General features: G+C 28.7%; 9 protein-coding genes and 1 CRISPR repeat array (1 of these 10 running past the window's edge). All 9 genes read right to left on the reverse strand.

The window, feature by feature from the left end:
* The 9 genes from OWM07_RS00910 to cas4 are packed head-to-tail and all read right to left on the reverse strand — an operon-like array spanning position 1 to position 9849.
* Positions 1 to 516, reverse strand: a complete 516-nt coding sequence (locus OWM07_RS00910; RefSeq protein WP_423301790.1) for a hypothetical protein — start codon at positions 514 to 516, stop codon at positions 1 to 3.
* Positions 497 to 1630: an RAMP superfamily CRISPR-associated protein gene (locus OWM07_RS00915; RefSeq protein WP_423301791.1), complete on the reverse strand. Its 1134-nt coding sequence runs from the start codon at positions 1628 to 1630 to the stop codon at positions 497 to 499. Before OWM07_RS00915 ends, OWM07_RS00910 begins: the two co-directional genes overlap by 20 nt.
* Positions 1631 to 1632: 2 nt before the next feature.
* Positions 1633 to 5061: a CRISPR-associated protein Csx11 gene (locus OWM07_RS00920; protein ID WP_423301792.1), complete on the reverse strand. Its 3429-nt coding sequence runs from the start codon at positions 5059 to 5061 to the stop codon at positions 1633 to 1635.
* The gene (locus tag OWM07_RS00925; protein ID WP_423301793.1) at positions 5055 to 6167 is read right to left on the reverse strand and encodes an RAMP superfamily CRISPR-associated protein; all 1113 of its coding nucleotides are present in this window, start codon (positions 6165 to 6167) and stop codon (positions 5055 to 5057) included. Before OWM07_RS00925 ends, OWM07_RS00920 begins: the two co-directional genes overlap by 7 nt.
* Positions 6160 to 7302, reverse strand: coding sequence for a type III-B CRISPR module RAMP protein Cmr1 (gene cmr1 / locus OWM07_RS00930; RefSeq protein ID WP_423301794.1), 1143 nt, complete (start codon positions 7300 to 7302; stop codon positions 6160 to 6162). The genes OWM07_RS00925 and cmr1 overlap by 8 nt, the downstream gene beginning before the upstream one ends.
* Entirely contained in the window at positions 7295 to 8041 is a 747-nt protein-coding gene (gene cas6, locus OWM07_RS00935) for a CRISPR-associated endoribonuclease Cas6 (RefSeq protein ID WP_423301795.1), read from the reverse strand. Before cas6 ends, cmr1 begins: the two co-directional genes overlap by 8 nt.
* A 44-nt stretch (positions 8042 to 8085) precedes the next feature.
* On the reverse strand, positions 8086 to 8352 hold the full coding sequence (cas2, locus tag OWM07_RS00940) for a CRISPR-associated endonuclease Cas2 (RefSeq protein WP_423301796.1): 267 nt from the start codon (positions 8350 to 8352) through the stop codon (positions 8086 to 8088).
* Positions 8353 to 8355: 3 nt separating this feature from the next.
* Entirely contained in the window at positions 8356 to 9348 is a 993-nt protein-coding gene (cas1b, locus tag OWM07_RS00945) for a type I-B CRISPR-associated endonuclease Cas1b (RefSeq protein ID WP_423301797.1), read from the reverse strand.
* Between the two features lie 6 nt (positions 9349 to 9354).
* Complete coding sequence (gene cas4, locus OWM07_RS00950; RefSeq protein ID WP_423301798.1) at positions 9355 to 9849, reverse strand: CRISPR-associated protein Cas4; 495 nt, start codon at positions 9847 to 9849, stop codon at positions 9355 to 9357.
* A 49-nt stretch (positions 9850 to 9898) separates the two neighbouring features.
* A CRISPR array of direct repeats spans positions 9899 to 12578; the repeat unit is 30 nt; unit sequence GTTTCAATTCCTCATAGGCACTCTAAAAAC (it continues 1037 nt past the right edge of the window).

Raw genomic sequence — 12578 nt, forward strand, 5'->3', positions numbered from 1 at the left:
TTAATCCCCCAGTGCTTTAGCCTGATAACGGGCATAAATAAGAGTTTTTTCAAGAAGTTGTTTTAGGAAAAGAAGTTTGTGTAAATCATTTGAAATTTCTTGTAGGTATTTATTTGCCTCCTCTAAAAGTAGCCTTAAAAGTCTATTTCTTTCGATGTTTAAACTTTTTTTTCGTTCTTTATCTGTATCATTTTTAATCCTTTTTGTTAAATTAGAAATTTTTTCTTTGTAATTATTTATATTTTTAATATTATCAATTTCACTAAAATTCTTATCTATAACTTTTACTAATTTGAGAAATTTATTTAAAAACTCCAAAATCTGAGCTTTTTCATTATTTTCTTTAAAAGATAAATCTAATTTATCTAAAGCATACACCCACATTGCATAGACACCATTACTTGATAAAACTCCCAAAAGCTTATTTATTTCATTTTCATCTAAAATTTTTTCACTTACTAATTCATATGAAACTTTGCTTATTGTAGCTTCTAAATTATTGGCTTGAATGCTCATTTTCGCTGCCTCCGTTTTGAGAAGTATTTTCCAAAGAGAGTTCAATTTTCAACCTTCCAAATCCTCTGGTAGTCATTCCACCAATACCTAAACTTTCATAGTAGTGAGCACTGTCTTTAAGAGCTTCTTCTAATTGTTCTGCTGAAGGTAAAGGTTTTATTTTTATTTTATTATCTAATCCTTCAAAAGCTTTCTTTTCAAAAATCCTAATACTTCCATAAAAAATAGTTCCTCTTGGGATAGCTTCACTTGTAAACAAAGCTCCTTCTTTTGCAGCTCCTGTTATTGGGTCAATGGAAACAGAAGTTCTAACTTCAAGGTTGGAGTTGACGATATGAGAGAATAAGCTTTCTGGAACGATGATAATGTCTTCTGGTTTCAGTGAAAAATCATTAACTTTGATTTCATCATTAATATTATGGCTACCATCTAATTCCAAATAAAGCCAGCCTAAATTTAGATGTCCTTCATCTCCATTTTTTGTCTTAATTTTGTTTTCTTGAGACTCACTTTCTTCTATTCCAATTTCTTTTAATAGAGAAGCGGTAGTTATCCATTTTGTCCCTTTCATTGTAAATACAGGGAAAAATAAAATATTTAGGTCGCTAAAAAAGAGCATCCCTTGCCAGCTTATATCTTTTTTGGAAAATCCAAAACCTTTACAAACTATACAATGTCCACAATGCCCAGTGTTATTTTCGCTATCTCTATCTACGTTAGGAGCATCATCTTGTCCTGCACAAGTGATTTTTAAAATTTGATTTCCTTCAAAGCCTTTCCATCCAGAAGGTTTATTTACTCCTTCAGGTAGATGTTTCCAGTTATAATTTATTAATTTTTCTCCTATAGTATCTTCATTTTCTTTTTTTATATCGTCAAAAATAGGTTGCTTATCTTTTATATCTTTCAATGCTTCTAAAACTACATAATATCTCCAAGTTCCGGCTAAACTACTTCCAGGAATTTTAGGAATATTTGTAATTGGATCTCTCAATATCGTATTATCAACTCTTCCTATAGTATAACCACCTGTTCCAATGTAGATTGGGTCAGTAGCAAGAGCAAATATATTCAAGGGTTTGACTGTTTCATTTTGTATCTTTTCATCGCTCATTTTTAAACCTCCTTCAATGCTGTATGCCAGAATTCAAACATATCTATAAATAGTTTTATTTTTTCCTTATTTAACTTGTCTTTTAGTTCTTCAAAGATATCTTTGTTTTTATTTAATCCAAAAATATTTTGAATATGCTTTTGTGCTTCTTTGTTTTTCCTGAGTTCTAAAATGTTTATAATTGCTGAAGCAAGGAATGGATTTAAATCTTTTTCATAGTTTTGAAGTTTTTCATAAAAAAGACTTACCAGTTTGTGCATTTTTGCTGCGTTTGTTTTTTCTTTGAAAAGTTCTTTAAAAGCTTTGAATTTCTTCCAGTATTCCTCTATTTCATAAGGTCTATTTGCTTTAAGCTCAAAGGCTCTTTTGTAACCTTTTTCCTCATCATAAAAAATATCATTTCTTCTTGTATTGTTATCTAAAAATTCAAAATCAAAAGTATTGGGGACAACTTCTATTGAACTATCATTGGGAAATTTACCTATAACAGAAATCCATTTTTTCCAGTTATCATTCGGTTTTATGAAGAAATTGTAATCTTTTTGGTCAGTATTATTCCAATATAAGGAATAATAATTAGCAGTATCATTTTCTCTTTCTTGCTGTTTTGCATAGTAAATAGTTTTATATCTGAAATATTTTTTAAACTCTTTTTTATCTTTTTTTATCCCAAGTTTATCTGTATCTTTCACATCCCTTCTAATTCTTCTTAAAGCGTTTATCCCTATATAAAGCGGTTTTTTATAATTTTGGACAACTATTCCAATATGAATAGATAATTTTCCGTAAACATATTTAAACTCTTGGTTATATTTTTCCATAACTAAATCAATAAATCTTGAAACATATTCGGCAGGGATAATTACTTGCCAGCCAGCAGGAGTTGGGTCTGTGATTGAAGCATATGGCTTGTAAGAAATGATTTCTATACTTTTTATGTTGATTTCTTCCAGTGGTTTGTCTTCCTTGTTTTCTTTTTCGTTGTAAGTATAAAATTTGATATTTATAGGATTGCTGTTATTTTTTAAACTTTCTATGATTTGATTGAGTTGTGAGTTAATTTCTTCTGTTTTTTCAAAGTTAGTTTTACTATTTTTGAGTTCTTTAAGTAATTTCTTGTTATTGTAAAAATCTAAGTTATAAGCATCTAAAAAGTCTTCTATAGAGCTTATTAGATAGATTTTATTTGCGTTTTTTTCTGCCCAATATAATAAACCTTTTTCATCAGTTATTTCTCTGCTTTTATTAAGTTCTTGTAAATCTGCTTCAAAAACTATTCTTTTCCTTCTCCACTCAGGAATGCCTAATTGATTGTTTTCTAACACTTGGATTTTTATATTTTCAAAAAACTCCTGTGTAGTTTCCCAAATTCTTCTTAGTCTTGCAGGAGATGGATTTTTTCTAAGTAGGAATTGCAGTAGAAGAGTAGCTAAAAATTCTATGTCATTATCTGTTAACTTTTGCCAGTCAATCATTCTATTTTCAAAATCTATATGATTTTTATTTGATAAATTATTTTTAATGAATTTTTCCCATTCATTACCAATGGAGCGTTCTAATAATGTGTTATATATTTGCATTAATACAAAACCCATAGAAAAAGAAGATTTCAGAAATTCTATATTATTTTTAAATATTTGCTGATTTTTAAATCTTTTTTCTTCGAAAATATAATCTTGTTGGAAATTATTACTTATTTTGGCGAGCCAATCTTCTAAAGGTTTACCAAAAAAAGGTAAGAGATAGTTTTCTAAACTTCTATAGAATAAATCTTTCAGAGATTTTTTCCTTTCATCTAGATTATTTTCTCGTTGTGTTAAGATTGTTTTCAAATTACTATCTTTTAACAAGCTACTATAAGGTATTTGTATTCCTTTTTTGTCAAATAGCTTTAAAAATTTTTTAATATTAGACTCTTCATTCGTAAAAAAATTTTCAAAATTATTCCAATCAATTTTTTGAATCTCTTTTAAAATATGTTTTATAGTCTCAAAGTAGTCGTTATAATCTTCTTCTCGAACCAGCAAACTATTCAACAAATTTCCATTTAACCAATCCTTAAGCTCAAACTTTAAGGATACAAGAGCTATTCTATCGTTTTTGTCTTTTATTTCACCTACCCATATCGTTTCAGAGCCTAAATTTTGTATCCAGTTTTTTACTGAATAATGATGTATTCTTTCATCACATGTTTTGCAGATAGCTGTAGAGTTATTTTTCTCTTTGTCCTCTTTATAAATCAAACGAATTTTACATAAAGGGCAAATTCCAATAGCTTCAGAAGTATTGTTTATGTTTTGTATTAATGTTTTAGTTATATCGTCATTAATCTTTATTTTTAGAAAGCTCTCCTTAGCCTTTTCAAGTAGATAACCTAAATTCATTAAGCCTCTTGAAGCTTTTGTTAAAACTATGGTAGGATAAATCTCACCTTCTAACTTTTCCTTAAAAATACTTATTATTCTTTCCTCAATACTTTTTAAATCCCCTTTTAAACAAGCTAAACCATTACTTCCATCTTGCCCTATATTTTCTCCAACAATAAAATAAATCCCAGTCTCATCTCTATAAATTTCATTTCCTATCGGATGTTTAATCTCTAAAAGCTCTTTTATTTCATTATCTATTTCTTTAGCTGTTTCTCTATACCATTCGATAGAAGCAAGTTTTAAACCTTTCTCTGCCAAGCCCAATTTATCGTATTGAACTCCTAATATTCTCCATTTTACTTTTTGCCTATCAGGAATACTTTTAAAATTTTGATTAATTAGAATATAATCAGATAATAAAGCTTTAAACATTGAAGCAGGTAAGTAGGTTTGTTCCCATAATGAAACGTCGTTAATTGGAAATCTATCATCAGATAATAAACCAGATAATAACTCTTTTAGTTCCTTTCTAAGTTCTTCTAACTCTCCAAAAGAGATATTAGATTTATCTAATAGATGTTGTATATTATTTTGTATATCGTTTATAAGGTTATTAATTTTATTTTCATCATTTTCTAAATAAATTATATCTTCTTTATAACTACCAAAAGCATTCGCTAACCATCTTTCATTTTCAGGTTTTACCTTTACATCATCTTTTGGACTTCCTTTATCTATCCCAGAATTCAAACTTTCGGATATACCATATAAAATTTGTAGTAGAAAGTCTAAACTGTTTTGTTTTCTCCAATCTCTCAAATTATTTAAAAAATTATCCCATAATTTAAAAGACTTAGAAGAATTTACATCTAATTTAATATCAATTTCCCTATCTTTTAGGGTACTTTCCCAACAATTTAAATCATTACATTGGATATTAATTGAAGCCTTATTCTGATCAGATGGATTTAATTTATCCCACAAAGCTAAATATGAAACTATTTCAGCTTTTAAAATCTCATTCCTATATTGCTTTAATTTATTTAAATCTAATCCTAACATTTTTCCCACCCTTCAGGAAGTTCTAATTCTCCATTTACACAAACTTTTTTAGTTTCTATACTGAATCTCCCCCATCCAAGTTTTGTTTTTGCTCCTATTCCTTGTTCTGATAATTTTTCTATTGCTTCACATAGATTGTTTAAATCTTGACTAACTTCTTTTTTTAAATCTTCATCTGATTTTAAAACACCATCAAAAGGAATATAAATTAGTTGAAAAATTCCTTCAGTTTCTTTTGGAACTACTTCATAATGAATAGGATTTGTTCCAGCTCTTTTTCTTCTATCGTGGGGGTTTATTATCTCAAGTGACAGTTTATCAAAGTAAGTTGGATAGAAAATTGCTCTTCCTTTATGGGTTTGAAACTCTAAAGGAAATTCTTTTTGTTTTTCAGTTAATTTTGAGGAGATTTTATCTTTTAATATTTTAAAAAGTTCGTTTTTATCTTTTGCATTATTAACTTCATTAATTAAATCTTTATTTACTTTTATACCCAGCTCGAAAAGCATAAATTCTAAGAGTTTATTCTTAATTCCCTCTAAATCCTTTGACTTGCCTAAAATATAATTTTCTAAAGCTTTTATACTGTCTGAACCTGCTCCAAAAATTCTCAAAAAACTTTCTATTTTGTCTTTATTGCTTTCAAAATCTTCTTTAAATAATTCTCTAAAAGCACTTGCCAAAGCTCCTTTCCATCCAGAACCTCTTACCATTGGAACTTTAAAATTTGTTTCTTTTAAAATTGGATTTTGAATAATGTAAAATTCATCGTCATCTTTAGAAAAGTAAGGTGCTTCCAACTCGAATTTAAACCATATAGCAAAGGAGTATTTAGGAAGTTTCTCAACATAGCTTTGAAGTTTATTTAAGTCATCTTCTTTTTTATAAATTCCAGATATTTTTTGAATGGTTTTAAAATCGTTTTTATCTTCGTTAATTACAAAACTTTTATAAAATCTTATTCTTTTTTTAAAATCATTTAGAATTTTACTTTTCTTATATAGATTTCCATAGAATAGATTTAGAAACTTCTCATTTTCATGTGTAAAAATCAAATTATCGTTATCAATATTTATTTTATCTGCATAAATATCAAATTTAGCCATCTCTATCACCTATTCTTTCTAAATTTAATAATCCTGCAACAGATATAAATCCACCTTTAAATTCTTTCCCCTCTTTGTAGATATAAGGAAGGATTTTTGAGCCTTGAGGGACATAAGGTATTTGTCTTGGATTACCTGTTTTACCAAAAATTTTATGTCTTTCTTCATCGTCTTCTCTAAAACTAGCTCTTTCTAGGGATTTTCGTTGAATAAGAATTTTTATAATTTCTTTAAAATCACTATTTGAGCTTATAGGGTGTAGAACTTTTATTTTATTTTCTTTTTTTGTTAGATTTTCAAATTTGTTTTCAAATTTAATGAATTCTGTAAAATTTATTTTTTTATCCTTCTGAACTACAGATAAATCAAATTCTTTACTTTGCCAATTATTTATTTCTTGATTATTTTCCTCCACGCTTTTTATTTCCAATCTCCCATATCCAATATTCCATTTCCCACCCCAAAAACCGTATTGCTCCATAAAGGTTAAAAGTGGAAAGAAAATAGATTTTTCAATTTCGTCTATTTTAAAAGTAACACTAAATTTCCCATAAAAATAAGGGATAGGGAAATAAAAAACAGAGTATTCTTCTCTAAATTTTTTCTGTTTTTCTTTCCAATCCCTAATATTTTTATATCTGTTATTAATGAATGTGTTTAGTTCTTCTCTGGTCTTAAATTCTTGAGGTTCATCGTTATTGTTTTTCTTATAGAAAGCAATTGCATAAGGTAAATTTAAGTAGTTTCCAAAACAATAATTTTCTAAATATTCAATATCTTTAATTTCTATCAAACTTTTCCAGTTTGTAGTTCCAAAAATAATAGAAGGTAAAAGTATATTCTGCTCATTCAAACACTCTATTTTTGCTTGAAAGTCATTTCCTCTTTCTAAGATACACTCTCTAAAATCTTTTTTATTAACTTCTTTTTCAAATCTTCCTTCTTTAATATTAACAATCCTATTATTTTCTTTTTCAATTTTACATATACCTGAAAAATAGCAAATAACTTCAAACCAAAATCTTAAACTTCCCATTAGTGAAGAAGGTCTTATTTCGCTATTATCTTGCCAAGCGTCTCCTGTCCAAAGAGGAGTTATAGTATTAAAAGTTACTGAAACTTCTTTTTTAGCCATTATTTAATACCTCAACCATCCCAAAACCTTGGGGGTTTTTAGCTCCAAGACCTGCGTCATAAACAGTTTTAAAAAGTTCAGGGATTGTTTTTATCTTAAAAGTTCCTTCATAGGCTTCTATTGGAAAATCTTTGTATTTGAATAATACTTTTTTTGTTTTTATTGGCTGTATTTCAATTGGAAACTCTGAAATTTCTTCACCTGTAATGATTTCAAATTTTTTTCTTAGATTTTCTTTTATTAAATATTGGAATTTAGGTTCACTTGGTGAGTAGTATCTATAATATTTTTTTCCATTTTCAAAAGTTTTATAAGCAGTTATTGGAGATAATGTTTTTATTATAAACTCTTCTTCAAAGTATGGATTTTGGAGAACCTCTATACTTTCAAGATAAAGTGGATTTTTACCTAAAAAAATATTTTCTTTTTTCAAAAATGTTTCCCCCCAATTTTTTGTAAAGTCACTTATAGCCGAAGAAATAAAAATAGTTATTGGAGTTTTATATTTAATTTTTGTGATTTTACTTTTTTCTCTGATAAGTTCAAAATATTTGGATTGAATTTTTGAAAAAGTGAATAGTTTAAACTGCCTTTTGTAATAAAAAAAGCCAATTTCATGAAGAAAATTTGCAAGTGGAGTAGGAAGGTTATTATAAAGCATACTTTGAAGTAAATAATTGTGATGAATAGGCAAAATTATATATTCGTTATCAGAACTTAATAAAAGCTTTATTTTCATAATAATATTTTAACATATACTTTTAACTTGTCAACATTAGTTGATTAGAAAAATAAATCTTCATGTGAAGGCTTTGTTATACCGATAGAATCTCTTTCATAATATTTTTTTGTTCTGAATTTATAAATCAATACAGAGTCTTCATTTTCATCCATTATATTTTTTAATTCGTCAGTAAGTATACGGAGATTTGCTTCTGTTATTTCCCCTTCGAAAACGCTATTTTGAACCCAAGTTAAATATTTTTTGCAAATTTTATGAAATTTTTGCACCCTTTTTTCATTTGCATCATATACTAATATTATAAACATTTCTCACCAATTAGTTATGAATGGTTTGTAAATATCTTCTCTTAAAAAGTGTTTATAAAGTTTGTAGCACTCTAATCTTATAAGTTTTCTATAAGAAACTTTACCTATATTTTTATAATTTATTGTTGTAGCTAATTTTTCTTCAAATAATTTTATAAAGACTTGTCTGCCTTTTTCGTTTAGATAAGTAAAATCAATTTCTTGTTCAAAATGTTTTAATTGTATTTGTTTTTTGTTAATGAGGCTAAAAATTACTCTATCAACTATTATTGGTTTGAAAACTTCAGCTAAATCCAAATTTAAACTAAAACTGCGTTGGTTGGTTTCGTGGAGATAGCCGATTCTAGGGTCAAGATGTGTTCTATAAATTTGAGATAGAATTGTAGTATATATCAGTGAGTTGCCAAAACTTATTAAGGCGTTTATTGGGTTTTCGGGTGGTCTTTTAGTCCTTTTGTCAAAATAAAAATCTTCAAAGTTTAAGATTACATTAAAGGCATCATAATATATTTTTCTTATTTCACCCTCGAGAGCCATTAAAGCTGATATACTTGATTTATTATTTATTTCTTTTGATTTCTCTTCTATTTGTTCAATATACGGTGTTATTTTTTCTTCTTTTGTTTTTTTATAATAATTGAGATTTTTTAAAATGTTTGATAATCCTCCACTTACAAAACTTTTTGCTAAAAATAGTCGTTCTTCTTTATTTAAATAGAATTCTGCTTGTTTCAAAATTATAATGCCAGCATTTAAGTATTCTCTTGGATAATAACTTCCAATGTAATATCCATAGTAGTTGTAAAAGTATAAAGGTATTTTGTTTTGAGTTAAAAATTCAAGCGCTCTTTTATTTATATCGATTTCACCAAAAACATGTATTTCGGATACTGCATTTATTGGAATTGTCTTTTTTTCGTTATCTTTGATGAAAAATAAGGTATTATCTTTTCTTTTTAATTCGCCGTCATTAAAAATATATATTGGCTTCTTCATGAGATTCTAACTCCAGCACATCTCTTTATAAGCGCAATTTTTACAATAGTGGATTTTTGTTGCTTTTGGAGGCTTATCCATATTTAAAATTTTATTAATATTATTTATTGCATTTTTAAGTTCGTTTTCGATTTCTTTTGTCAAAAATATTTTTTCCCTTTTTCTCTCTTCTGGGAACAAAAGCTCGCCTGATAAAATTATTCCTTTTTGTTTTAAAAAATATAAGTAAAAAGCAATTTGCATAGCTGCACTTTTTAAGTATTTTGAAGATTTTTTGATTTCACCTATAACTTTTTTCCCAGGCAAGATATCTATTTTTATTGTATTATCGATAATAAATTCTTTTTTTTGTCTTTTGTAGTAGAAATCATGAATATGCCTTCCTAAAGCTAAAAAATCGTTTTCTTGATCTGCTTCTATGGAATGACCAATAAACCATACTTCTCGTGGACAGATATAATAATACCAAATAAGAGTTCCGTTGATATTAAATGTATCCATATTATTAATATAATATAAACAAATATTAGCAAAAGCTTTTATTTAATTAGCTTCAATTTCTTTTAGTCACTTTAAAAACAAAAGTTCAAAGTTCTAAGTTCTAAGTTCTTTGTCCTATGTCCTATGTTGTTGTTTCAATTCCTCATAGGCACTCTAAAAACTAAGTATTTTGTTGATTCTATCTATAGTTTTAGCAAGTTTCAATTCCTCATAGGCACTCTAAAAACTAGGAGCAGGAGTAAACAAATCAACCAAAGCTCTGGTTTCAATTCCTCATAGGCACTCTAAAAACTAATATGTATCAGTTACCGTTTTCCATGCTGGGATACGTTTCAATTCCTCATAGGCACTCTAAAAACTACCATCGACAAAACAAGTCAAATCAAGCGTCTTTGAGTGTTTCAATTCCTCATAGGCACTCTAAAAACTTGAAAATGCTACAACACTTGAGGAGCTTGAGGCTAGTTTCAATTCCTCATAGGCACTCTAAAAACTCGAAAATTACTATTTTACAATATTTATCAAGTTCGAAGTTTCAATTCCTCATAGGCACTCTAAAAACTTTTTGATAGTTTCTTTTTCTTCATTTACTTTTTGAGAGTTTCAATTCCTCATAGGCACTCTAAAAACAATATGAGATGATTCCTAAAGTTATACTATATTTCTAGTTTCAATTCCTCATAGGCACTCTAAAAACTTGGCAAGCGATATTGCATATGCATATGCATTTGTTGTTTCAATTCCTCATAGGCACTCTAAAAACGCGGGATTGAACCGCTTTTGGTTTATTACCGCACCTTAGTTTCAATTCTTCATAGGCACTCTAAAAACTTCTCCCCGCACCCCCATAATCCATCTGATTTTAGAAGTTTCAATTCCTCATAGGCACTCTAAAAACACAGTTTAACACAGTGATACTTTTCAATGTTATTGCATGTTTCAATTCCTCATAGGCACTCTAAAAACATATGTCAAAACGGATTATTTGTGAAGATGATGAAAGTTTCAATTCCTCATAGGCACTCTAAAAACACCTAAAGTTTGCAAAGATTGCGTTGCATCAAAACCAGTTTCAATTCCTCATAGGCACTCTAAAAACATTTTTGAACAAGATGTAATTCTTTCCCATCACAATTGTTTCAATTCCTCATAGGCACTCTAAAAACCCACCAAGATATTATGCAGATGGCAATTATGGTATAGGTTTCAATTCCTCATAGGCACTCTAAAAACCTCTTTAGTTTTAACAACAATCAAGTTAGATGATAAAGTTTCAATTCCTCATAGGCACTCTAAAAACTTGGTAATGCTGACATTAGTTCGTTTTTTGATTTGCTGTTTCAATTCCTCATAGGCACTCTAAAAACAAACGCCATAGTAATCATCTCCATTATAATTGACTTGTTTCAATTCCTCATAGGCACTCTAAAAACGACAAAGAAAGAAAAGAGACATATAAAGAAATTAAAAGTTTCAATTCCTCATAGGCACTCTAAAAACATAAGAACATAACAGAAGATTTACTAAAAAAAGCAAGTTTCAATTCCTCATAGGCACTCTAAAAACCCAATATTCACACCAGATGGAGAAAAATGTGGTGTAGTGTTTCAATTCCTCATAGGCACTCTAAAAACTAATCAGTTTGATTATTATATTAAAGACAAAGGAGGGTTTCAATTCCTCATAGGCACTCTAAAAACGAAATACAGTTATAATCTATTTCACTATGATTTACAGTTTCAATTCCTCATAGGCACTCTAAAAACCTGATTATCATCATATACCACTAAAAAAAATTTGTCAAGTTTCAATTCCTCATAGGCACTCTAAAAACCGTGCGGTAGAGAGCACGGCGGTAGACTTTCAACCCGGTTTCAATTCCTCATAGGCACTCTAAAAACCGAAAATGTGCCTTATATTGACTATTTCTTTTTTCCGTTTCAATTCCTCATAGGCACTCTAAAAACATATATCATAGTGAAATTGGTCAATATTGCGTATTGTTTCAATTCCTCATAGGCACTCTAAAAACGTCGGCATGATATACATCATCGGTGAAGGATCTTCGTGTTTCAATTCCTCATAGGCACTCTAAAAACGGTGATACATGTTCAATACCTATATCAATATTTGGAACGTTTCAATTCCTCATAGGCACTCTAAAAACTTTAACTGTTCCATCTTCATAATAATATTGTTTAGGGTTTCAATTCCTCATAGGCACTCTAAAAACTATTATAGAATTAACAATTCTCTATACAGAAAATTGTTTCAATTCCTCATAGGCACTCTAAAAACCTCTTTTATCGTTCCACGCTTTGAACCTTTTTTAAAGTTTCAATTCCTCATAGGCACTCTAAAAACGCTTCGGTGCAAGGCAAACAAAGAAAGGTGTTACATTGTTTCAATTCCTCATAGGCACTCTAAAAACCTTGTTGACATTTTTGTCCTGTGAGAGGATGGTAAGTTTCAATTCCTCATAGGCACTCTAAAAACATGGCATACCACCAAGCTCTTCAGGAAAAGCAAGTCGTTTCAATTCCTCATAGGCACTCTAAAAACAGGGTGTGCCTGGTTCTGGTAAATCTTATTATGCTGTGTTTCAATTCCTCATAGGCACTCTAAAAACTGGATTGACTAAATTGGGTCTATTATCAACTAATGAGTTTCAATTCCTCATAGGCACTCTAAAAACTTTAATTTACCTTATTTGGATTTTAGTAAAGGGC

The organism is Deferribacter thermophilus, assembly GCF_049472675.1.
Classification (GTDB): Bacteria; Chrysiogenota; Deferribacteres; order Deferribacterales; family Deferribacteraceae; genus Deferribacter; species Deferribacter thermophilus.